This window comes from Prosthecobacter sp. GW821-HT29F12 (assembly GCF_058803405.1).
The window spans coordinates 4087022-4109811 of the sequence record NZ_CM179517.1 but is presented as its reverse complement, the minus strand read 5'-3'; the positions used below and the strand labels follow the sequence as shown (position 1 = coordinate 4109811).

The 22790-nt window shown below is 60.9% G+C and carries 16 protein-coding genes; 7 read left to right on the top strand and 9 right to left on the bottom strand.

All coding sequences use genetic code 11. The features are described 5' to 3' along the window. Window positions 1-267 precede the first annotated feature (267 nt). From AC3RLQ_RS16815 to AC3RLQ_RS16805, 3 genes are all read left to right on the top strand, one after another. Window positions 268-3528, top strand: a complete 3261-nt coding sequence (locus AC3RLQ_RS16815; protein WP_493029837.1) for a beta strand repeat-containing protein — start codon at window positions 268-270, stop codon at window positions 3526-3528. A 94-nt stretch (window positions 3529-3622) separates the two neighbouring features. Continuing rightward, a complete protein-coding gene (locus AC3RLQ_RS16810) occupies window positions 3623-4717 on the top strand; it encodes an amidohydrolase family protein (protein ID WP_493029836.1) in 1095 nt (364 codons plus the stop codon). An 83-nt stretch (window positions 4718-4800) separates the two neighbouring features. Next, window positions 4801-6648: a CocE/NonD family hydrolase gene (locus AC3RLQ_RS16805; protein WP_493029835.1), complete on the top strand. Its 1848-nt coding sequence runs from the start codon at window positions 4801-4803 to the stop codon at window positions 6646-6648. A 12-nt stretch (window positions 6649-6660) separates the two neighbouring features. Here AC3RLQ_RS16805 and AC3RLQ_RS16800 read toward each other — a convergent pair whose 3' ends face one another. The 4 genes from AC3RLQ_RS16800 to AC3RLQ_RS16785 form a co-directional block, all read right to left on the bottom strand. Beyond that, window positions 6661-7635 carry a hypothetical protein gene (locus tag AC3RLQ_RS16800; RefSeq protein WP_493029834.1) on the bottom strand — a complete coding sequence of 325 codons (975 nt, stop codon included), beginning with the start codon at window positions 7633-7635 and terminating at the stop codon, window positions 6661-6663. 194 nt (window positions 7636-7829) lie between these two features. Next, on the bottom strand, window positions 7830-9605 hold the full coding sequence (locus tag AC3RLQ_RS16795) for a DUF1549 and DUF1553 domain-containing protein (protein ID WP_493029833.1): 1776 nt from the start codon (window positions 9603-9605) through the stop codon (window positions 7830-7832). Beyond that, window positions 9606-10979, bottom strand: a complete 1374-nt coding sequence (locus AC3RLQ_RS16790) for a DUF1501 domain-containing protein (RefSeq protein WP_493029832.1) — start codon at window positions 10977-10979, stop codon at window positions 9606-9608. It abuts the gene before it with no gap. 89 nt (window positions 10980-11068) lie between these two features. After that, window positions 11069-11560: a GNAT family N-acetyltransferase gene (locus AC3RLQ_RS16785; RefSeq protein WP_493029831.1), complete on the bottom strand. Its 492-nt coding sequence runs from the start codon at window positions 11558-11560 to the stop codon at window positions 11069-11071. A gap of 187 nt (window positions 11561-11747) precedes the next feature. On the opposite strand from AC3RLQ_RS16785, the gene AC3RLQ_RS16780 reads away from it, so the two are divergent. From AC3RLQ_RS16780 to AC3RLQ_RS16770, 3 genes are all read left to right on the top strand, one after another. Continuing rightward, on the top strand, window positions 11748-12830 hold the full coding sequence (locus tag AC3RLQ_RS16780) for a Gfo/Idh/MocA family protein (RefSeq protein ID WP_487679953.1): 1083 nt from the start codon (window positions 11748-11750) through the stop codon (window positions 12828-12830). Window positions 12831-12909: 79 nt separating this feature from the next. Further along, entirely contained in the window at window positions 12910-13302 is a 393-nt protein-coding gene (locus AC3RLQ_RS16775; RefSeq protein WP_493029830.1) for a KOW domain-containing RNA-binding protein, read from the top strand. An 84-nt stretch (window positions 13303-13386) separates the two neighbouring features. Continuing rightward, complete coding sequence (locus AC3RLQ_RS16770; protein ID WP_493029829.1) at window positions 13387-14679, top strand: RNA polymerase sigma factor; 1293 nt, start codon at window positions 13387-13389, stop codon at window positions 14677-14679. A 64-nt stretch (window positions 14680-14743) separates the two neighbouring features. Here the strand turns inward: AC3RLQ_RS16770 and AC3RLQ_RS16765 are convergent, their stop codons facing one another. The 4 genes from AC3RLQ_RS16765 to AC3RLQ_RS16750 all read right to left on the bottom strand — a co-directional run bounded on the left by AC3RLQ_RS16765 (window position 14744) and on the right by AC3RLQ_RS16750 (window position 19813). Beyond that, window positions 14744-15970 (bottom strand): Gfo/Idh/MocA family protein, encoded by a 1227-nt coding sequence (locus AC3RLQ_RS16765; protein WP_493029828.1) that lies wholly within the window; start codon window positions 15968-15970, stop codon window positions 14744-14746. 326 nt (window positions 15971-16296) lie between these two features. Beyond that, window positions 16297-16920 carry a class I SAM-dependent methyltransferase gene (locus AC3RLQ_RS16760; protein ID WP_493029827.1) on the bottom strand — a complete coding sequence of 208 codons (624 nt, stop codon included), beginning with the start codon at window positions 16918-16920 and terminating at the stop codon, window positions 16297-16299. Between the two features lie 285 nt (window positions 16921-17205). Further along, on the bottom strand, window positions 17206-18027 hold the full coding sequence (locus AC3RLQ_RS16755; protein WP_493029826.1) for a helix-turn-helix domain-containing protein: 822 nt from the start codon (window positions 18025-18027) through the stop codon (window positions 17206-17208). 307 nt (window positions 18028-18334) lie between these two features. Next, complete coding sequence (locus AC3RLQ_RS16750; RefSeq protein ID WP_493038737.1) at window positions 18335-19813, bottom strand: AlkA N-terminal domain-containing protein; 1479 nt, start codon at window positions 19811-19813, stop codon at window positions 18335-18337. Window positions 19814-19958: 145 nt separating this feature from the next. Between AC3RLQ_RS16750 and AC3RLQ_RS16745 the strand changes: the two genes are divergently transcribed. Next, window positions 19959-20462, top strand: coding sequence for a methylated-DNA--[protein]-cysteine S-methyltransferase (locus tag AC3RLQ_RS16745; protein WP_493029825.1), 504 nt, complete (start codon window positions 19959-19961; stop codon window positions 20460-20462). A 9-nt stretch (window positions 20463-20471) separates the two neighbouring features. Here the strand turns inward: AC3RLQ_RS16745 and pbpC are convergent, their stop codons facing one another. Beyond that, window positions 20472-22790, bottom strand: coding sequence for a penicillin-binding protein 1C (pbpC, locus tag AC3RLQ_RS16740; protein ID WP_493029824.1), 2319 nt, complete (start codon window positions 22788-22790; stop codon window positions 20472-20474).

Genomic DNA, 22790 nt, shown 5'->3' with positions numbered 1-22790 from the left:
CCTTGCTGCCCGTTGAGAGATCGGCAAGAGCTTTGAATAAAGACGAGGCGATTCGGTGGTGCGCCATATCTTTAATTTCACTGCGGTTTTCGATCTGGATGTGACAGTCTCGTGGGAAGCGAGGGGCATCGTTGCATTGGCTCGACATGAAGGCGTTGCAGAAGGTCGAGTTTGGGTCAACGTCCTGTCCCCCCCCAAAAAAAAATCAGAATGTTATGCCATCGTCAGGGCCACCTTCAGGCCCTCGCAGCTCTTGCTTGTGCCCTCATGTTTGGAGCGCCTGCTCCTCTTCGCGCCGCCACCCTGTTATGGGTGGGGGATGTGGATGCTGCTTGGAACACGAGCAGCGCTGGAAATACCAATTGGTCAACAGATGCGCTGCCGGCCGCCAGTGGTGACACGCTTACTTTCGGCAGTGCCGGAACGAGCGGGACGAACTTGAACAACGACATCACCGGCTTGTCGATCGCAGGCCTGACGTTCAATGCAGGTGCTGCTGCGTTTACGCTGGCTGGCAATGCCCTCACCTTGAATGGCAGCCTCACGAACAATTCATCCAACCTGGAGACACTGGGCATGGCGGTTTCTCTGGGGGCGTCCAGCTCCATCAACGCCACCGGCGGTGCCATCACCTTCAATGCTGCCCTGAGCAGCGCAGCGAGTGATCTGTCCATCACGGGTTCAGGCGCGATCACTTTCAGCGGGCTGAGCTTTGCCTCCACGGCAAACAAGATCACGTCCACGGGGGCGGATGTGCGTTTCATCGGGGACAGCAGCATCGCCGCTGATGTGCTGATCAGCAGCGGCACGATGAAGCTGCAGTCGGGCACCCAGATCTTCAACAATGGTATGAAGGTGGACGGCGCGAGCAGCGTGCTCAATTTCACTGGGGCAACCGTCACAGTGAACGGTATTGGCGGCGGAGGTTCGGGCGAGCAGGACAGCCTGGAGATTCTCAATGGCGGCACGCTCAATGTGAGTGCCGGAACGGTGGATCTGACGCCAAGCCGGTTCTGGATGCAGGCGGGTACGCTCAACATTACCGGCGGCACGATCAACATGAACAACACGCTCATTGCCCAGAGCAGCAGTGTCATTGCGCGCATCAATGTTTCCGGTGGGACTCTGAGCCTGGGGGGCGGTAATCGTTTCGCCAACAACGGCACGGCCATTTTAACGGTCAGTGGCAGCGGGGCTGTCACCTGGGCGGTCAATGGCACAGGGTTGTCTGAGAACGGAACCGGAAGCATCATCATGGATGGTGGCACGCTGAACATGACCAGCTCTGGCACCACTTACCTGTTTCTGAACGGCGGCAATGGTGCGGGCTTCAACACGGCGGTGACCAGCAGCATCGCCTTCAATGCCGGCGTCTTTTCCACGCGCGGCTTCGCCATGAACACCGGGGCGAATTCGACCAACCGGCTGGCCGAACTGCGCTTCAATGGCGGCACGTTGAAGGCCACGGACAACAACAGCGCGACGAATTTCATTCCCAATTCCGCCAACCTCACCTCCAAAGTGCAGGCCGGGGGTGCGGTCATCGACACCAACGGATTCAGCATCAACATCGCCGACAACTTGGAGCACGACAGCGCGCTGGGTGCCACGGCCGACGGCGGCCTGACCAAGAACGGCCTCGGCACCCTGACGCTCAGCGGAGCGAACACCTACACCGGCACCACCACGGTGAATGCAGGTGCTCTGGCCATCGCCAACAACACGGGTGGCACGGTCACCTACAGCGGACTGATCAGCGGTCTGGGTGGCACCCTGACGCTTAGCGGAGCCAACACGCTGAATTTCACCGGCGGCATCTCGATGACCAATGCGGCCAGCCCCCTCACGGTGACGGGCAGTGATGTGAGGATCAACAGTGATGGGGTCTTCAATGCAGCCTCAGTCACGGTGAACGGCGGCGGCGTGCTGCGGTTTCAATCGGGCACGCAATCGTTTGTGAAGGGGCTGGTCGTCAGCGGTGCCGGGAGCATCCTGAGTTTTGAAGGTGCCAACGCCACCCACAGCGGCACGGGGGATGGGAATGGAAACAACGGTCTTCAGCTTGATAGCGGAGCCACCATGAATGTCTCCGCCGGCACCGTTGTCTTCAACAACAGCAACCGCGCTTTCATCCAGACCAGCACCATCAATGTGTCTGGCGGGGCACTGACCCTTAACAACGCGCTCTTTGCGCAGGGCACGGGCACCGTTTCGAATGTGAATGTCTCAGGCGGCACCCTGACGCTGGGAAGCAATGTGCGCTTTGCCAACAATGGAACCGCGACCCTGACCGTGAGCGGCACAGGGGCGGTGACGTGGGCCAATGGCAGCTATGGACTCTCTGAAAACGGTGCGGGCAACGTGATCATGAACGGCGGCACGCTCAACATGACGAGCTCAGGTTCCAGTTATTTCTATCTCAACGGCGGCAACCAGCCAGGGGTCAATTTGTCCAGCATCGTGAGCACCATCTCGCTGAATGCAGGCATTCTCTTCACGCGTGGCTTCGCGATGAACACCGGGGCGAATTCGACCAACCGGCTGGCCGAACTGCGATTCAATGGCGGCACGCTGAAGGCGACTGACAACAACGGTGCCGGCAATTTCATCCCTGACTCGGCCAATCTCACCTCCAAAGTGCAGGCCGGGGGTGCGGTCATCGACACCAATGGATTCAACATCACCATCGCCGACAATTTGGAGCACGCCACCGCATTGGGTGTTGCGGCCGATGGGGGCCTGACCAAGAACGGCCTCGGCACCCTGACTCTGACTGCGGCCAACACTTTCACGGGCAAAACGACAGTGGCTGCTGGAACCCTGGCGCTCAGCGGTGCGGGTGCCGTGGCCTCAAGCCCATGGATCGAGGTCAAGAGCGGCGCCACGCTCAATGTCACCGCTGTCACGGGTGGCACCCAGACCCTGAGCAATCAGGTGCTCAGCGGCACCGGCAGCGTGACTGGCACGGTGGTCATTGGTGCGGGGTCGATTTTGAAACCGGGCGGCTCCACGGATGGTTCACTCAGCGCGGTTGCCAGTGCAGGGGACGGCCTCGGGACCCTGACTTTTACCAATCTCGCGCTGGCCACGGGCGCAAGCAGTGGCAGTCCGCGTGTCCTCCTCACCCTGGGTGGGACGAGCAGTCATGCCGCTGATCCCACCGTGGCCGCCCAAGTCACCGCCTTCAAAGACACGGCCACTGGAGGATTGTATGACTCCATCAAGGTCACAGGCGCGCTCGGGCTGAATGCTGGCAGCACGATCAAAGTGGAACTGGCTGGCGGGTACACTCCTGGTTGGGGCGATGTCTTTAACATTGTCGATTGGGCCACCCTGAATCTCAACGCTGACGGCACCAGCGGAGCCTTCACCACAGCTGATCTGGTACTTCCCACCCTGGGCAACGGATGGTTCTTCGCCACGGATCAGTTCCTTTCCAACGGCATCATTTACGTCGTGCCAGAGCCTTCGCGCATGCTGCTGCTGGCAGCGGGTCTCCTGCTTCTGGCACGGCGCAGAAAGCGCTGATGCTCGCGGGATGCATCTGTCAGTTGGATGGATTCATGGCCAAGACTTTGCATCTCGCGATTGATCCAACGACGCCCCGAGCTAACGGAAGAGCATGACCCTCACGCTTCCCAAGTGGTTCGATCTTCACACGCATTTCCGCCAAGGCCCCGCGATGGGCTCGTATGTCCAGGCGCATCTGGACATGGGTTGTGCAGGGGCTCTAGCGATGCCGAACACGCAGCCGCCCGTATCGCGAATTTCAGGGGCGGCGCAGAGCGATGGCTGGTCCATTGAGAGCTACTCGGCGGAGTTGCGGGCAGCGGGAGCGGATGCCTTTGAGCAGCTCATCGTGCCGCTGTACCTGACGCGGCAGACCACGGCAGCAATGATTGCGGAAGGTGCGTCGTCGGGGCTGCTGCGGGCCTGCAAATACTACCCGCCGCACGGGACGACGAATGCGGAGCACGGCATGCCGATGGATGACCTGATCGGCGGCGAGGTGCTGCGGGCGATGGAGGAACACGGCATTGTGCTGTGCATCCATGGGGAGCAGCATGCGCTAAGCGGGCCCGACTACATCGACGCGCAGCAGAATGCGGAGACGCGGTTTTACACGGAGCGGATGCCGCGCTTGATCGCGGCGCATCCCAAGCTGCGGATTGTGTGCGAGCACATCACCACACGCACCGCAGCGGAGTTTGTGGCGCGCGCGCCGGAGCATGTGGGCGCGACGATCACCCCACAGCATCTGCTGTACACGTTGGGGCACCTGATCCAGGGGCTGAAGTACCATCTCTACTGTCTGCCCATTGTGAAGTTTCGGGATGACCGCGCAGCCTTGCGGCAGGCGGTTACGACTGCGGGGCAGACGAAGTATTTCGCGGGCACGGACAGCGCGCCGCACACGACGAAGGCGACGGCCTGCGGCTGCGCGGCGGGCTGCTTCACAGGAGGCTGTGCGCCGCAGCTCTACGCGATGGCGTTTGAAGAGGCGGGCGTGGATCTCGGCACGGCTGAGGGGCGGGCGCTGCTGGAGCGTTTTCTGTGTCTCAATGGGCCGGCGTTTTATGGCTTTTCGTCATCGGAGAAAAACTTCCAGATGGAGAAGGGTGCGCAATCAATGGCACTGCTGGAGACACCTGCGGGGCCGGTGACGCCGCTGCCGGTGGGGATGGGCATGGAGCTGACGTGGCGGATGGTGGGGTGATGCAATGCCTGCGCTACTGAGAATGCGCCCAGCTTGTCATATGAACGCGTGTGTGGGATCACTCAGCAGTCTCCACGTGATCTATGAAAAATTCGTTCCTGCTGCTAGCTGCCTCGGTGTCTTTTCTTTCGTGCGATGCTTCGGCGGATGAGGCGCTGGCGGGGAAGATGCGGGCCTTGTTTACAATGGCGGATGTGGATCACAACCGTGCGCTATCCACCGAGGAGCAGGCGCGGGCGGTTGAGTTTGTGAAGAAGACCTATGGCGAGCAGTGGGCGCTGCAGATCGAAGGGATGCTGAAACGTGCTGCGGTAGACAAAGTGGTGACGTCTGAGAGCTGGCTGAAGCAGGTTGGGGAACACACGCGGCCGGTGGAGAAGAAGACCGAGAAGCTTGCGATGAGAGATGGAGTCAAGCTGGCGACGGACATTTTCCTGCCGCGTGGGGAGGGGCCCTTTCCGGTCATCCTCGCACGCACGCCTTACAGCCGGGTGAAGGGCAGCGGGAGCGGAGCTGGCTTCACTGCTGCCGGTTATGTTTTCATCATTCAGGACATGCGCGGACGCTTTGATTCCGAAGGGGAAAACATCCCCTTCATCGGCTGCGGCTGGGGTGAGCATCAGGATGGCATGGAGACGGTGGAGTGGATCAAAAAGCAACCGTGGTGCAATGGCAGCATCGCCACCATCGGTGGTTCGGCAGGAGGCATCACGCAAAACCTGCTGGCAGGCGCGGCACCCGGTGCCTTGAAGGCGCAGTACATCAGCGTGGCGCCGGCGGACATGTACACGGACGTGAGCTACATCGGCAGCGCGTTTCGCAAGGCTGACGTGGAGAACTGGACGCAAGGGAACAAGTTTGATCCGAGGGCGCTCTCGATCATGCACGAGCACCCGAGCTACGATGCCTACTGGCGCGGGAACGACACGAACACGAAGTTTGAGGTGATGAATGTGCCCGCAGTGAACATCGGCGGTTGGTTTGACATGTTTGCGCAGGGGACACTTGATCAATTTGTGGGACGGCAGCAACGCGGTGCGCCGGGCTCCAAAGGCACGCAGAAGCTCATCATGGGACCCTGGCATCATGGCATTGGGCAGATGCCTGCCGGGCAGCTTACCTTTCCGAATGCGAAGCCGCCGCAGCAGTACAACTCGGGCCGCTGGTTTGACCATTACCTGAAGGGCATCCAGAACGGCATCGAGAAAGAACCTGCCGTGGCCTATTACGTGATGGGAGACACCAGCACGCCCGGCGCTCCGGGCAATGAATGGCGCTATGCCAATGACTGGCCCATCCCGGCGAAGGAGACGCCTGTGTATTTCATGGCGGACAAAAAGCTGGCACTGGAAGCACCCGCCTCAGGAGCCGCCCACCACGAGTACACCTTTGATCCCGCCCGCCCATGCCCCACCATCGGCGGCAACAACCTCACCATCGAGCGTGGGCCGATGGATCAACGCAAGGTCGAGAGCCGCGAGGACGCTTTGGTGTTCACTAGTGAGGCGCTCGACAAGCCGGTGGAAATCACTGGCCGGCTATGGGCGAAGATCTTCGTCTCCTCCAGCGCGGCGGACACGGATCTCTCCGTGCGCATTTGTGATGTGTATCCCGACGGCCGCAGCATGCTCATGGCCGAAGGCATCCAGCGGTTGCGCTACCGCAAATCCCGCGAGAAGCCCGAGGCGCTGACGCCCGGGCAGATCGAGGAAGTCACCGTCGACTGCTGGTCCACCAGCCTCATCGTCAACACCGGCCACCGTGTCCGTGTGATGATCACCTCCAGCAACTTCCCCCGCTTCGATGTGAACCCCGGCACAGGGAAGCCCTGGCGCGATGACGGTGAGAATGTGAAGCAGACGAACCGAATCTACTGCGATGCCGAGCATCCGTCACGGTTGCTGGTGCCTGTGGTGAAGGAGGGAGAGTGATTTAAAGAGCGCTCACAAGCCCAGATCACCCTCTGCCATGATGGTGTGTTTGGGGGCTTGACGGAGGGCCTCGGGGAAAAGGAAGAAATGGCAGACGTGCTGGTTGCGGCAGAGGATGGCGGGTGGCGGATCCCAGGTGAGATCGGCCGGGAAGGCGGCTGCGGTGACGATGAGGGCACCTCCGGGGAGAAGGCCGGGTTCTTTGACGAGGATGCCTGTCAGGGCGTACAGCTCAGATCTGTCTTCTTGGGTGGTGAAAGCTTCCAGCACATCCCAACTGCGCAGGCCGCGCACGAGGCGCGGGCTGACGAGGAGGTAGGAACTGAGCAGGCCTGCGGCATCGACGAGGCCGAGGAAATGATACTTGCGCGTGGGGGCGCTGCAAAACCACCGCAGGTACTCGGGGGTGATCCATTTCTCAATGCGATCTGCGCGCTGGTAGGGGCGTGCGATGGCAGTGACTAGGGCGGGATCTGTCACCACGCGTTTGTCCGAAGGCAGGGAGGGCCACCAAGAGTGGCCATACACACACGAAGCGAGTCCGGCGGGGAAGAAGCGACGAGTGACAGTCTGCTCCGCGCGTGCGCCCATCTTGAACAGGGCCTCCTGAACTCGAGGGCTGGGCGTGGAGTGGATGATCATGCGCTGCGCTGCAATCTCACGCTGCTGCAGAAAGACCATGGCCGCCGCCTTGGGGAACTGCCCGTCCATGCAGAAGGTGGTGGCATACACGGTCTGACAGATCTGTCCCTGCCAGGCATGCAGGGCGGGGATGGAACCGCCGTAGGCGACCAAGCGCCCTTCCGCATGTGCCCAGCGCCCGCGTTCAGGGTTGATTGCTGCGGCGGGGTTTTCATCCCACCAGTGGCGCAGGCGCTGCTCCCAGCTGTGGCCGTTTTGCGGGGGTAGCTGCCGGTTCAGAAACTCGACCAACTCCGACCGTGCCGCAGGGGTGTCGGGGTAGGGGCTGATGTCGAGTTTTGGCATGAGGTTCGCTGGGAATTGCTAAGATCCACCAGCAGACCCGTCATTCAAGTGGCTTGATTCAATATGAAATTTATTAAACGTGCCATGTTACCCGCGTCACAAATTCCGGGGCAACCGCCCTTGTTGCGGGGTCCGCCGACAGAAACTCCTGATAATGAACGCGCCGCTTTGCCGTCCGGTGGTTCCTGCATTGATTAGTCCACGTACACAAACTCGTTCGAGTTCAGCAGGGCAAGGCAGTAGTCTGACAAAGCCTCACGAAAGCCGGGAGTGAGGGAGGTTTGTTGGTGCAGAAATTTCTGGCCGATCTCCAGCTCCTGCGCCGTGGGCCGGCGTGAGAGGCAGCGCAGTGTGGCGGCGCTGATGAGGGCGGTGGTATCGGAGCCGTGCTGTTCATTCAACTGTGCGGTGATCTTTGCAGCGATGCTGTGGGCGAAGTCTGAATTGAGCAGCATGAGGGCCTGCGTGGCGGTGGTGGAGGCATTGCGGCGGGCGCAGGAGATCTGGGCATCCGGGCGGTCAAAGAGCTCGAAGAGCGGGTGGCGCAGATTGCGCCGGGCGAAGCTGTAGATGCTGCGGCGGGAGTGCTCGGTCACGTCCTTGGTGGCCTCGGCCTGGCTCTTGATTAGCGTGCTGCTGATCTCCTTGGGCAGAGGCAGTTTCACGCCGGGGCCGCCAGTTTTGAGATTGAGCTGACCGCTGACGCTGAGCATGGCATCGCGCAGCATTTCACCGGTGAGGCGTGTCGGGGCGGGCCTTTTTTGCTGATAGGTCTGTGACATTACGATGACCTTGTGCAGGCGCTTGAGGCTCCAATTTTGGCGTGGCAGTTCGGCGGCCAGCCAGTCTAGCAAGGCGGGATTCGTGGGGGCTTCACCCTGATGACCGAGATCGCCAGGAATAGCGGCCAGCGGTTTGCCACAGTGCTGCTGCCAGAGGCGGTTGGCCATGGTGCGGAGAAAAAGGGGATTGTCTTTGCTGGCGAGCCATTGCGCGAGTGCGACGCGGTCGGCCTGTGGTGGAGTAGGGCCGAAGACGCGGGGGATGGCGGGCAGAATCTCGGGGCCGGGGCGTTTGAAATCACCACGCACGAAGACGGTGCTGGCGGGAATTCCTTCCGTGAAGACGCGAACGGCGGGGCCGAGAGGCTTGCTGTTTTTGGTCAGCACCGTGTTGTCGAAGAAGGCGCGCAGGCGGTAAAAGTCGGCCTGGCTGATGGGATCGTAAGGATGATCGTGACACTGGGCGCAGCCGACGGTGAGGCCGAGACCGACCGCGCCAACGGTGGTGGCGATGTCATTGAGCAGGACGTGGCGGCGCTCGCTTTGATTGTTGAGGTCGGGCATGTCCGGGCAGGAGAAGAGGAAGCCGGTGGCGGTTTCGTCCCCCATCAAGTCTCCGGCGATCTGATGCTGCACGAAGGCATCGAAGGGCATGTCGCGATTGAGCGCGTCGATGACCCAGTCGCGGTACTGCCAGGCGCGGTTGCGCTCAGCATCGTATTCGAAGCCATCGGTGTCTGCGTAGCGTGCGAGGTCCAGCCACCACTGCGCCCAGTGCTCGCCGTAGCGGGGGGAGGCCAGCAGGCGGTCGGCTAGTTGCTCGATGCTTGATTCTGGATGCTGGATGCAGGCTTTCGAAAAGGCTGCGACTTCCTCGGGAGTGGGCGGCAGGCCGGTAAGATCAAACGTGATACGGCGGATGAGCGTGGCGGGATCTGCGGGCGGCGATGCAGGCTTGGCGAGATCGTCGATGCCTGTTTTGCCGGGTGTGGTTTGCAGGGGTTTGAAAGCCCAGTGCTCTTGATCCTTCGCGGTGATCTTTGGCTCATCCTTCACGGGATCGGCGGAGGCGTGAATGGAGACAGCGCGTGCCTCATGAACTCCAAGAACCATGCTGACGAGCACACCAAAGACCGCGCCAGCACGCGCCAGCGAAGCCTTCGTTATTCTGCCTTCGTTATTCGTCATTTAAGCGAGGATTCCCTTCACGACACCGCTGCCTTCCACGCCGGTGAGGCGTTGATCGAGACCATTGAGGCGGAAGGTGAGGCGCTCATGATCGATGCCGAGAAGGTGCAGGATTGTGGCGTGGAGATCGTGGATGTGGACTTTGTCCTGCGCGGCGCGCAGGCCGAATTCATCCGTGGCACCGTGGATGTGGCCGTGCTTCACGCCCGCCCCCATGAGCACGGTGGTGAAGCCCCAGGGGTTGTGATCGCGGCCCACGCCTTTTTCGCTCATGGGCATGCGGCCGAACTCGCCGCCCCAGATGACGAGGGTGTCCTCCAGCAGGCCGCGCTGTTTGAGATCGCGCAGCAGACCGGCCACGGGCTTGTCAGTGCGGGCGCAGTAGTCGGTGTGATTCTTGAGCACGTTCTCGTGCGCGTCCCAGCCGTTCGTATCGCCGGAGTAGAGCTGCACGAAGCGCACGCCGCGCTCGATCATGCGCCGTGCCAGCAGGCAGCGGGTGCCGAACTCGCGCGTGGTGGCGTCGTCGATGCCGTAGAGTTTTTTGGTGGCCTCGGTCTCGCGTGAGATGTGCACCGCTTCCGGTGCGGCGCTCTGCATGCGGAAGGCGAGCTCGTAGCTGCGGATGCGCGCATCCAGCTCGCTGTCCGCCGCGTGCTGCGCGAGATGCTGCGCATTCATTTGCTGGATGAGATCCAGCGTGGCGCGCTGGCGTGCGTTGCTGTGCGGGCCTTGCAGATCGAGAATGGGGCTGCCGCCTGCTCGCATCGTGGTGCCTTGATAGGTGGCGGGCAGGAAGCCGCTGCCCCAGGCGGGTGGTCCGCCCTTCAAGCCACCGCCGGGATCTGGCATGACGACGAAGGCGGGCATGTCGGCGTTTTCAGTGCCGAGGCCGTAGGACACCCAACTGCCCATGCTGGGCCTGCCCATCTGAATGGAGCCGGTGTTCATCTGATAGACGGACTGCGGATGATTCACGCTGTCGCCATGGCAGCTGCGGATGACGCACATCTCGTCTGCCAGCTCCGCCATGTGCGGCAGGAAGTCGCTGACCTCGATGCCGCTCTGGCCGTACTTGCGGAAAGGTTTGACCGGCGCGAGCAGCGGATTCTGCGCGACCTTGCGCCGCGTCTCGACGGCGCCGTAGCTGTCTGGCAAAGGCTTGCCGGCGTGGCGGATGAGTTCGGGCTTTGGATCAAAGAGGTCCACATGGCTCGGCCCGCCGTGCATGAAGAGCCAGATCACGCGCCTGGCCTTCGCTGGGAAGTGCGGCTGCGAATCCGCCATGAGATCCGACAGCGCCACGCTGGACAAGCCCATGGCCGTGCTGCCGAGGAAGCGGCGGCGGGACAGGGCTGCGAGGGCGCTGGACATGGCGTGAAGACGTTGGCAGTGGGCCCGTTCTAGCGGGTTGCGTGGAAAACGTCAAGACTGCCGGGAGGTCATCCTCGCTGCTTGAGCACCTACAGCATTCTCTGCATCCACAGCACATCCAGCCAGCGGCCGTGCTTGTGGCCGACTTCCTTGAGGTGGGAGACTTTGACGAAACCGAATTTGGCATGCAGGGCGATGCTGCCCGTCTGATCCGCATCGATGCCGCCGAGGACGGTATGATGACCGATCTTTTTGGCGAGCTCAATGAGCTCTCCGAGGAGCAGGGAGCCGAGTCCTTTGCCTTGATGCTCGTGGTGCAGATAGACGGAGTCCTCTACGCTGTGGCAGTAGGCCTGGCGCGGATGAAAACGGCTGAGAGAACCCCAGCCGATGACGATTCCATCTTCCTCGGCCACGATCACGGGATGCTCCGGGCCGTGCGCGTCAAACCAGTCCTGCCGTTCCTGGGTGGTACTGGGCACCGTTTGATAGGTGCAGGTGCTGTGCTCCACGTAGTGGTTGTAAATGGCGTTGATGGCCGGGAGGTCTTCAACGGTGGCAGGGCGGAGGGTGGCGGACATGAGGCAGGAAGCTGTAGGTGCAGGACGAATGGCAGGTGCGGCGGCGTAGCGCAAGCCTCCGGCTTGCTGGGTTGGTGCGGTGGCGATCAGCCCGCTCTGTTTTCAAATCTTGACTCGGTGGCGGGGAATCTCCATTCTCGCGACCCTCAGTCAGAATTCACCAATCACTTAACGAACACATTTATTTATGGCCATCAAAGTCGGAGTCATCGGAGCAGGCGGCATGTTGCAGTATCACGCGGCGGGGTTCCGCCAGGCAGGCGCGGAAATCGTGGCCGTGGCCGATGCGGCCCCCGGAGCAGCAGCCAGGGCGGCCGAGAAGTATGGCATCCCCACATCGTATGAATCTGTGGAAGCCATGCTGAAGGGCAGCCCGGAGATCAAGGCGGTGAGCGTCATCGTCCCGAACAAATTTCACAAGCCGCTCGCCATCCAATGCCTCAAGGCCGGCAAGCATGTCTTTTCTGAGAAGCCGCCGGCGCTGAACGCGAAAGAAGTGAAGGAAATCATCGCTGCTGCGGAGAAGGCCGGCAAGAAGGTGCTCTTCAACTTCAACAACCGCGCGCGTCCTGAGTCCCAGGCGATGATGAAGTACATCAAGGACGGTGTGGTGGGCAAGATCAACTCCGCGCAGGCCAAGTGGATACGCCGCACGGGCATCCCTGGCTTTGGCGGCTGGTTCACCACCAAGGAACTGGCTGGTGGTGGAGCGCTCATCGACCTGCTGCACATGGTGGATCTGGCCATGTACTTCATGGGCTACCCTGAGCCTGCCCACGTGATGGGACAGGTCTTTACGGACTTCATCCAGGACAAGCAGTTTAAAGGCCCCTGGGGCATCCCTGACCGCGTGGGCGGCACCACCGATGTGGAAAACGCCGCACACGGTTTCGTGACCTTCAAGACCGGGCAGGTGCTCAGCCTTCAGGTCTCCTGGGCAGAAATGATCAAGCGTGAGGAAGTCTCCGTGGTCTTCCAGGGCACCAAGGCCGGAGGCAAGGTGGAGCGTCTCTTCGGCATCGATGGTCTGGACAACACCGCCATCGACACCTGCGAGCTCTACGTGCAGGAAAACGGCAACAGCGTGAACCGCAGCATCACCGTGCCAGCCTGTGAAGACATGGGCCGCATCGGTTCCGCCGCAAACTTCATCGAGGCCATCGAAGGCAAGGCACCCGCCCTGAACACCCCCGAGCAGGCCCTGCGCCTGATGCAGGTGATCGACGCGATCTACGCCTCCGCCAAGAACGGCAAGCCCGTGGCGATCTGAGTGATTGAGTGATTTGTCAAAGCGGGGAGAACGAGCGCAGGCTTGTTCTCCCCGTTTTGTTTTGAGATGATCCTGAGTCATGAAAAAGCTGACGCCTCTTCTACCACGTCATCGAAAGGCGGCGGGCTTTGCCCCGTCGGGGCTTATTGAGATGCTGCTCCTGGCCTACATCGTGGCGGCTGTCTTAAATTTGGCCTTGGGAAACTGGATCTTTGCGACGGCAATGCTGGCACCGTTGGCCGGGCTTTTCTTCTGGATACAGTACACAGACCAACGGGACCGCTGCAGAGTTAACGATCAGGTTCGCGTGAGCATGGGACCTCATGCAGGGATGGAAGGCGTCATCGTAGGAGCGAATCAAACTGGAACGAGATTCACGGTGCAGATCTCTTCTTCGGATCATCCTGATCCCCTGGACTTTTCCGGCTATCAGCTCACGAAGATGAAACCGGTGGTTCCATCATCCTCGTGATCGTTTAGACACGCAATCTTCCAGAAAAAATCCAATTGGCTGCATAAGTCGCACATCGGAGGTGTCTTCTCTTCAAACAGCATCATGGACTCGCATCTGCATCTGCTCTCACGCTACCATCGCCATGGCGATGCGGCTGCGTTCGGAGTGCTGGTGCGGGAGCATGCGGGCATGGTCTTTGCCACGGCGAAGCGGGTGACCGGAGACGCGGCGCTGGCTGAGGACGTGGCGCAGGAAACGTTTCTCGAACTGGCGCGCAGCGGCCAGGGCACGGTGCAGTCTGTGGCGGCGTGGCTGCACCGCGTGGCCTGGCGCAAGGCGTGCAACATGACCAGGGGGGAATCGCGCCGCAGGCGGAATGAGCAGCTGGCGGCCGCGGAACGGCAGTCGGACAATTTCGAACCGGCGTGGGAAGATCTGGAACCGCAGATCGATGCCGCGCTGAATGATCTCCCCGCTGCGCTGCGGGAGCTGCTGATGGCGCATTTCCTTGAAGGCCGCGCACAGCAGGAGCTGGCCCTGAACATGGGAGTGAGCCAGTCCACGGTGTCGCGTCAGCTTGAAGCGGGAGTAAGCGAGCTGCGTGTGCGCCTGCGCAGCCAAGGCGTGATCTGCGGCGCGGGCCTGGCTGTGCTGCTAGGCGCTCAAAGCGCGCAGGCATCGCCCGCATCGCTTCTTCATTCCCTCGGCAAACTTGCCCTCAGTGGTGCCGGTGCTGGCAGCACGGCTTCGACCTCGGCCATCACTTCCACCGCCCTCATCACCATGAGCACCACCACCAAAATCCTGCTTGCCGCCACGGCTGCCGCAGTCCTCACCGTGCCCCTGGCACTGCAGCAATGGCCTGTGAAAAATCCGCGCCAGCAGATGGCTCCGGCAAAACCGCCGGTGCAGGTCCAGCAGGCTGCGGCGGGCCCGCCGCAGCCTGCTGCAGGCCCACGCCATTACCGGCCCGCACCGGTGTCCGCAAAGACAAGGCAAAGGGTGGACGCCATCTTGAAACGCCACGCCGGCATGTCAGCAGAGCAGTTGAAGAAGAGCAAGGAACTCAATCAGCTCATGGATCTCTTCATCGCTATGATGAATGCGCCGGAGTTTCAGTCGCGCTTTGAGGAGCGCATCGCGGCTCTGCCCGCCAGGGGAGAGCGCGGCATGGTGACCATGAATTTCAACCTGCTTGATGATGCCAAAAGCCGCGCCTGGCTGGAGGCTGCGGTTTCGGAGGATGAAGAGCTCATGCAGGAATGGGTGCTCAACACTCTAGACGATGCCATCTTTGAGTTCGCCTTCGATCCCGACCTCGAACGCACCAGCAACGGGGTGAGCGTGCTGCCCAAGCCCGCACCAGTCGCGAAGCCTGTGGAAACGGATGAGTGAGGCATGTGCGAAAAAAAGCGATGCCAGCTCACACCGGCATCGCCTCATGATTTCAGATCTGCCCTTACGCCAGTCCGCCGCGATCGCTGCTGAGTGTGGCATCGCCATACTTCGCGCGGGTCGTGGGCGTGTAGTCCAGCGGGGTCCAGGCGGCGTTGTTGGCGGAGGAGGCGACGACAGCTTCGATGAAGGCCATGCCGGCCACGCCTTCTTCGATGGTCGGGTAGTCCATGTCCAGCGGGTTGGGGGTGGTGCCAGAGTTCACAGCACGGACATGGTTGGCAAAGTTGCGGTAGATGTTCGCGAAGCCTTCCAAGTAGCCTTCGGGGTGGCCGGAGGGGGTGCGGGTGGCGGCGGCGGCGGCGCTGCCGAGGTAGCCCAGGCCGGTACGGTAGATCTGCTTCGGCTTGTCCAACGAGGTGACGATCATCGTGTTGGGATCCAGCTGGGACCACTCGATGCCGCCGAGGGAGCCATAGACGCGAAGGCTGAGATTGTTCTCACAGCCGATGCTGATCTGGCTGGAGTGCAGCACACCTTTGGCACCGTTGGTGAAGCGTAGCAGCACGTTGCCATCGTCTTCCAGACGGCGACCTTCCTTGGCCAGGAAGATGGTGAGGTCGGCGGCAAGTTCCTTGATGTGCAAACCGGTGACGTATTCGGCGAGATTGATCGCATGCGTGCCGATGTCTCCCATGCAGCCAGCGGCGCCACAGATGGCGGGGTCCACGCGCCAGGAGGCCTGCTTCTGCCCGGTGTTTTCCAGCATGGTGGCCAGCCAGCCCTGCGGGTATTCCACCACCACTTTGCGGATCTCGCCGAGCTTGCCTTCTTCGATCATCTGCCGGGCCTGGCGCATGAGCGGGTAGCCGGTGTAGTTGTAGGTCACGCCGTAGAGCTTGCCGGTGGCCTTCACGATCTCCGCCAGTTCCTTGGCTTGGGCGAGGTTGAAGGTGGCGGGCTTGTCTGAGAGCACGTGGAAGCCGGCCTCCAGCGCGGCTTTGGCGGCAGGGAAGTGCAGGTGGTTCGGCGTGACGATGGAGACGAAGTCCATGCGCTTGTCCGCAGGGAGGGCGGCCTCGGTGCGGATCATCTCTTCGTAGTTGGCGTAGCAGCGCTCGGCGGGCAGGAAGAAATCGGCACCGCTGTCCTTGGAACGCTGGGGGTCTGAGGAAAAAGCGCCGCAAACGAGCTCAATCTGCTGATCAATCGATGCTGCGATGCGATGAACGCCGCCAATGAAGGCGCCGCGTCCGCCGCCGATCATGCCATAACGAATTTTCCGGCTCATGGGAGAACAAAAAGAGGGTTGGGTGTCTAGGGTGAGAGTGAGAGGCGAGTGTGCGCAGGGGGCGGGGGTGGGTCAAGTGCATCCGCTTCTGGTGAGGAGTGTGTCTGAATACCTAAAGAACACTCCTCTGTCTGTGGACACATGCGACTGCCTTTGGTTGAGCTATTGATGCTTGATTGCGCCTCAATGAGAAAATTGGCGTTTATTTTTTCCAGTTTGCAGTTCAGATGTATTATTATCGATGGTGCGAAAAATGTATGTTAAATCAGCTCAAAATGTAGCAGGATAAAAATATCGTGCATTGTCATAGTCAAAGCAGGTGGTGACTATTCGAAGTCCTTGTAGGCCACATATGTCTCAGCGAATGCTGGATGCAAGGAGGGCAGAATGCCTGCAAATCGAGAATTTCGGAGTCCAAACTTGTTCAGTATCCTAATGACTAAGTTTTTAGGATTGCCACTCCCTGCTCCCACGACAGTGTATCCGCGGGCTAGGAAGTATGAGCGTGGAATGGATGAGAGGTGAGCTTCCAGCTCGTTATATCCCTCCAAGGTTTCACCGCCGAGTCTGAGATACTCCCAATTTGGAGTTGAAAAGATGATGCGTTGCCGGGCAACAGATTCGAGCGCCTTTACAGTCTCGAAAGCAACTTCGCTTGGCAAATGTTCGACGATTTCACAGGCCAACACTGTGGACCAAGCTCCCGCCAAAGGAGCTGGCAGGATGTGATGCATGACATTACGGTACACCCCTGTTTTTTGACATCTTATGACATTTGGCAAAAAGCCATCGATGCCATCAACCAGCGGCGGTTTCTGCATTCCGGCTTCCCAAAAATTGGTCTGGATCAGTTGCCCCCACCTTCCGTAGCCACAGGCTACATCTAATACGGAGTCACCCTTGAGAAGGGGTATAATAACAGGGTCTAGATAAGTTGGTGAAGAACTCACAAAGTATTATGATCGACACAAAGGTCCGCTGCAAGAAGTCCCTAAAGTGGAAGCGCGAGAAAAATATTTTCCAGCACAAAAGCCCGAATGGCCATGGAACCCCACGTTTGGTTCGGTGAGTCTTGTAACTTGCCACGCTGAAGCAGAATAATTCACTGGTTTTAATTCATTAGAGCATATCCGGGCACAAAAAACCCCGGAGAGGGTAGCCCAACGCGCTCAGGCGGCCTCTCCGGGGCAATTGTCGTCGAAACACCGCAGAGCGGTGCGCATGGCGACAAAGGGTTATGCGGCCATCAGGGCCGGACCGCTGTGCTTCATGCGGCTGCGAAACTCCGTGGGGGATTCATCAGCGATGCGGCGGAAGCTGCGGTTGAAGTGGGACAGGCTCTGGAAGCCGACGTCATAGGCCACTTCGGTGATGCGGGCGGCGGGCTTCATGAGCATGCGCTTGGCCTTTTCCACGCGGGCGCGGTTCACGAAGTCCGTGAAGGTCAGGCCGGTGGCGCGCTTGAAGAGCTTGCAGAAGTGGAAGGGGCTCACGTTCACCGCGCTGGCCACGGCTTCGAGGGACATCGGCTCGGCCAGGTGGGCATGGATGAAGGTCTTGGCATTGCGCACGGCTTCGGGCTCATGCGTGGCGGTGGCAAACAGCATGCGGTGCGCGCTGTCTCCCAGCTGAAGGGCAAAGGACTGCAGAATGGCCACGGCGGCCTCATAGCGTGCGGGCTCCATGACGGGGGCGTGTTCAAAATGCACCTTGGCACCGCGGATTTCTGCGGCGGTGCGGTTGTCATCCAAGAGCGCCTTGGCCACAGGGGCGAAGTTTTCGGCATTGGCAGGCTGGAGGCGTACGGCACCAGTGAGCATGATGGCGATGGTGTTTTTTCCTACGCGCACAGGGACCTGCGTTTCCACCACACCGGCCACGCCCTTGCGGGTGATGATGCTGTCGATGGGAGAGTCATCCTTGGTGGCTTCCAGACTCAGCGGCAGGCTGGTCAGCGTATGGAAGGCCTTCTGGTAGTGCTGAAACAGTTCGCTCTCCGCGAGGTTCTGGATGAAACGTTGGCGGGGGGAGGTGTGGGCAGTTGAGGTGGTGTTCATAGCGCGTTCGTGGTTTGTGTTCACGGCTGCTATGATGCCCTCCCGCAGAATTTGCGATATTGTCGTCCGATACGGTACGTGCCGTCGTGTACGACCGCAATTTTGGCATAGTGGTTTCCAGTAGTGCTGACTGTCCCTTGCGCCGGGTGCGTGGATATTGCTGTGTGGTTCAGTCCGTTATGACCTTAGGCCACCGAAATCCTGAGGCCAGGTTTTGCTGGCCGAGGGAATTCCATTCACGCCCGGCATCAGGCAGACATGCCCGGTGGTCTTCCTCGCTGCTCAGGAGCCCTGGCACACATCACCGTCAGGTGCCGACGTCTACCTTACATTTTGCGGCGGGGTTGTTCCACACATGCATCACGGCATAGCTCCGCCACGGACGCCAGGGCTGTGACAGTTCTTCAGCCTGCTTTGCGGTGACGCCGCCCAGATTGTTGCGCACGGCGATGTCTTCTTTGGGAAAGGCGTCCGGCCAGCGCAGGGCGCGCATGGCGACGTAGTGGGCGGTCCAGGGGCCGATGCCGGGGAGGGCAACCAGTTGCGCGATGGCGGCCTCGGGATGCGCGCCGGGGTCGAGCTGGAGGGCGCCGGAGTGGAAACCTTTGGCCAGTGCGAGGATGCAGGCGGCGCGGGTGCGGATGATGCCGAGGCGAGCGATGTCATCGACGGTGGCGCGGGTGACTTTCTGCGCCAGGGGTGTCAGCCGTGTCAGCTCAGGAAATGGGGTCTCGATTTTTTCACCGTAGGCTTCGGCATAGCGGCAGGCGATCTTGGTTGCGGCCTGCACGGTGATTTGCTGGCCCAGGATGGCGCGCACGGCCAGTTCAAAGCCGTCGAACGCACCCGGCACGCGCAGGCCTGGATTTTGGGTGACGCTTTTTTTCAGCGTGGCGTCTTGTACCAGATGGGCCGCGATGATGTCGGGACGCGCGGTGAGATCAAACATGTGGCGCAGGCGGCCCAGCAGCGCGGGAAGGACGGGCGTCAGTGAGTGGGTAAACTCCACCTGCAGGGCATTCTTCTCCGGCGTGTTCGACACTTTGATCCAGCCGGTGTGGTCGCCTAGACGCACGGTGCGCGAATAGGTGCCATCGGCGACGTACTCCACTTCGCGGATCGTGCGTGCGGCGAGAAATTTGAGCATGCTCTGCCAGTCATAGGGCGGGCGGTAGCCGAGTTGCAGCGTGGAGGTGTTGGCAGCATGCATCCTACCTGGATGTTCGACGGCTTCTTTGCGCAAGCGGGTGGGCGGCATGCGGTAATGGCGGCTGAAGGCGTCATTGAACCGGCGCAGGCTGGAGAATCCGCTGGCGAAAGCGATCTCGATCACTGGCAGCTGGGTGTCAGTCAGAAGTTGCTTGGCCAAAAGCAGACGTCGGGTTTGGATCAGCCCGATGGGCGAGACGCCGAGCTCCTGCTGCACGATGCGGCGCAACTGGCGGGAACTGAGGCCAAACTGCATGGCGATTTCTTCGAGACCCGCGCCTTCATCCGCCAGGCCCTCGTCTATGCGATGCATGATCAAATCCGCCAGCCGATGCGCATGATCCACCGGCGCATGCCCCGGAGCCAGCTCCGGCCGACAGCGCAGGCAAGGGCGAAAGGCGGCCTTCTCCGCAGCCCCGGCATTTTCAAAGAAGCGGCAATTCTCGCGCTTTGGCACCTTCACCGGGCAGATTGGGCGGCAGTAGATGCCCGTGGAGGTGACGCCCACGTAGAACACACCGTCAAAGCGTGAGTCACGGGATTTCAGCGCGGTGTAGGCGGCATTGTCATCGATCAGGTTCATGGAGTTCAGCAGGCTAGTCCATGCAGCTCGTCCGGACTGGCCGTTTTCGGACATAAGGTTATTTTATCTTCATGTCCGAAAATGGCCAGCAACCGTTGCCAGAGCGCGCCATGATCTGGCCGAAGAAAACCGCACTGACATGACATCTTCCATCTATTCCTACAAAACCATGCCTTCTCCGGTGGGGCAGCTCACGCTCGTGGCGAATGATCACGCACTGGCGGCGGTGCTATGGGAAAACGATGATCCGAAACGTGTGCGCCTTGGTCCGCTGCATGAGGACAGCCTGCATCCAGTGCTGCTGGAGGCGGAGCGGCAGTTGCAGGGCTACTTTGCGGGGAAGCGAGAGAGGTTTGAACTGCAGCTCGACTTCAAAGGCACGGAGTTTCAGAGGCAGGTCTGGCAGGCGCTGCTGACCATTCCTTTTGGAGAGACGCGGAGCTACGCACAGATCGCGGAGCAGATCGGCAACCCCAGTGCTGTGCGCGCCGTGGGTGCGGCCAATGGCAAGAACCCCATCTCGATCATTGCGCCCTGCCACCGTGTGATTGGCTCCAATGGCAAGCTGACGGGGTTTGCGGGTGGAATGGAAGCGAAGGCCTTTTTGCTGAAGCTGGAGTCGAAAGATTTTGTCCTGCAATAGCTGCGAACATCACGGCACCATTTCCACGCGCACCTCCACCGCCGCGCTGCGGCCTTGATCGTCCAGCACATGTACGCGCCATTTCCCGGCGGCTGCGGCCCACATGACGGGTGTGGAAGGATCGCTGGCTCCGAGAAAGCGGGGGCCGGCAAACCAGAAGACGCGGTTCACGCCGGGGGCGGTGTCTGCACGCAGCGGGATCTTCTGCCGTGACGCATCGGAGGCTTGCAGGGTGTAAACCAGAGCGGCGCGTGGTGAGACGATCTTCGGCACCGCGCCTGCATCAGCCGCAGCAAGTGATTCGGCGTTTGCTTCCAGTGGTGGCGGTGTTTTGCGCGGCACACCGGCCAGCTTGAACATCTCCAGCAGGTCCGGCGGCCAGAACTCGAAGATCTCGTGTTTGAGGGGGCGTTTGCCATCATCACGTGCGACGCGCAGGCCGCTGGCGGCATCGATCAGGACTTCGCGATGGATATCGCAAGGCGTGATGGGTGATACGCCGGGAATGAATCCACCCTGTACACGATGCTGGCAGTGGGGTGTTGGCAGTTGCCCGGAGACCGCGCACAGCTCAACGTGCGAGATACCTGCGGGCGGCTTTTCGCGTTTCATGGGGAGGCGAAGATGCCGGAATGTTTCAAACAGCAGCGGCGCGGCGCACTCGCGGGCGATGAAGGCCGGGTTGGCCTTGCCATTGAAATTACCGATCCAGACTACGAGCACATACTCGCCGCGCATGCCTGCGGCCCAGGCGTCACGAAAGCCGTGCGAGGTGCCCGTCTTCCATGTGACCGAGGGATCGTCCATGATCATTTCGCCTTCGCGAGTTCGCAGCATCTCGCGTGTCAGGTAACGCGCCTCCTCGGTGAGGAGGGGTTTTGTTTCTGCAGTCTGTTGTGATTTGAAATAATTCAGCCGTTGTGCAGTGCCATCGCTTGCCATCAGCGCATAGAGTTCGGCCAGTTCTTCCATCGAAACCTCGCCACCGCCGAGCGGCAGTGACAGCCCGTAATATTCCGCTGGCTGAGGCAGTGCCACGCCCGCCTCTTTGAGAAAGCCGTACAGGCCGGGTGCATCCAGCTGTTGTGCCAGAGCGACAGCGGGAATGTTGCGGCTGTGATACAGCGCATCTCCGGCGGAAATGGGGCCGGCAAAGTTGCGGTCAAAATTCTCCGGGTTGTAGCTGCCAAAGGACATGCGGCCGTCGCGCAGCAGCGTGTGCGGATGGATCAGCCCCTGCTGCATGGCCAGTGCATAGATGAAGGGCTTCAACGCCGATCCGGGCGAGCGCCTCGCCAGCACCCCATCCACCTGGCCTTGAATCTTGCTGTCGAGAAAGCGGCTGGAACCCACATAGGCCAGTACCTCGCGTGAAGGCGCATGCACCAGTAGCGCGCATGCATTGGTGATGCCCACCTCACGTTTGCGCTGCACGTAATCATTCACCGCATGCTCCACACCCTGCTGTCGGTTGGCATCCAGCGTGCAGCGCAGCGTTACCCCGGAGCTGGCGCGATCTTCCACCGGCTTTCCGGCAAACAACCGCCGTGCCAGATGCGGGGCCTCGCGTGGCACGGGCTGAAGCTGCCGCAGCGTGAACGCCGCATCCAAAGGGTCGGCCGGCTGGCCGCGTTCTTCGCGCAAACGATCCCACAGCCGGTGCTGTGCGGCGGCCAGGCTCGCATTGTCACCCCTCGTGCGTGGCCGCCGAGTCGTCGGACTTTGGGGAAGCACAGAGATCGCCACGGCCTCGCGCAGTGTCAGCTCCTTCGCCGGTTTGCCGCACCACAGCAGGCCCGCCGCGCCCACGCCTTCCACATTCCCTCCATAAGGTGCCTGATTGAAATAAGCCTCCAGAATGTCGTCCTTCGAGTGGTGTTTTTCGATCTGTACTGCACGCAGCATCTGCCATGCCTTGCCCCAGGGGGTGCGTGTGTGCAGATCGTAACGCAGACGTGCGAGCTGCATGGTGATGGTGGAACCACCGCCGCGTGCCGAGCCTGACACCACACCCCAAGCCGCACGCAGCATCGAGAGCGGATTCACTCCCGGATGATCGTAAAAATGCCGGTCTTCCAGCGTCAGCGTCGCTTCAATCAAGGCAGGGCTGATCTCCTCCAGCGGTGTGTAGCGGCGATACTTGCCATCTGGCGTTAGCGCGAGATGCAGCAGTCTCCCATGGCGATCTTCCAGCGTGCGCGAGAAACGAAACTCGGGCGGGTACAGCTCCGGCTGCGGAAGCAGCAGCCAGACCACCGCCAGCAGCAGCAGCGCCGCGCCCGACCAGCGCAGGAAACGCATTCGCAGCAGAGGGTGGAGCGTGTGCAT

Coding starts and splice junctions, on each gene's coding strand:
- AC3RLQ_RS16815 (WP_493029837.1), top strand. CDS start 268: ATGTTTGGAGCGCCTGCTCCTCTTCGCGCCGCCACCCTGTTATGGGTG.
- AC3RLQ_RS16810 (WP_493029836.1), top strand. CDS start 3,623: ATGACCCTCACGCTTCCCAAGTGGTTCGATCTTCACACGCATTTCCGC.
- AC3RLQ_RS16805 (WP_493029835.1), top strand. CDS start 4,801: ATGAAAAATTCGTTCCTGCTGCTAGCTGCCTCGGTGTCTTTTCTTTCG.
- AC3RLQ_RS16800 (WP_493029834.1), bottom strand. CDS start 7,635: ATGCCAAAACTCGACATCAGCCCCTACCCCGACACCCCTGCGGCACGG.
- AC3RLQ_RS16795 (WP_493029833.1), bottom strand. CDS start 9,605: ATGACGAATAACGAAGGCAGAATAACGAAGGCTTCGCTGGCGCGTGCT.
- AC3RLQ_RS16790 (WP_493029832.1), bottom strand. CDS start 10,979: ATGTCCAGCGCCCTCGCAGCCCTGTCCCGCCGCCGCTTCCTCGGCAGC.
- AC3RLQ_RS16785 (WP_493029831.1), bottom strand. CDS start 11,560: ATGTCCGCCACCCTCCGCCCTGCCACCGTTGAAGACCTCCCGGCCATC.
- AC3RLQ_RS16780 (WP_487679953.1), top strand. CDS start 11,748: ATGGCCATCAAAGTCGGAGTCATCGGAGCAGGCGGCATGTTGCAGTAT.
- AC3RLQ_RS16775 (WP_493029830.1), top strand. CDS start 12,910: ATGAAAAAGCTGACGCCTCTTCTACCACGTCATCGAAAGGCGGCGGGC.
- AC3RLQ_RS16770 (WP_493029829.1), top strand. CDS start 13,387: ATGGACTCGCATCTGCATCTGCTCTCACGCTACCATCGCCATGGCGAT.
- AC3RLQ_RS16765 (WP_493029828.1), bottom strand. CDS start 15,970: ATGAGCCGGAAAATTCGTTATGGCATGATCGGCGGCGGACGCGGCGCC.
- AC3RLQ_RS16755 (WP_493029826.1), bottom strand. CDS start 18,027: ATGAACACCACCTCAACTGCCCACACCTCCCCCCGCCAACGTTTCATC.
- AC3RLQ_RS16745 (WP_493029825.1), top strand. CDS start 19,959: ATGACATCTTCCATCTATTCCTACAAAACCATGCCTTCTCCGGTGGGG.
- pbpC (WP_493029824.1), bottom strand. CDS start 22,790: ATGCACACGCTCCACCCTCTGCTGCGAATGCGTTTCCTGCGCTGGTCG.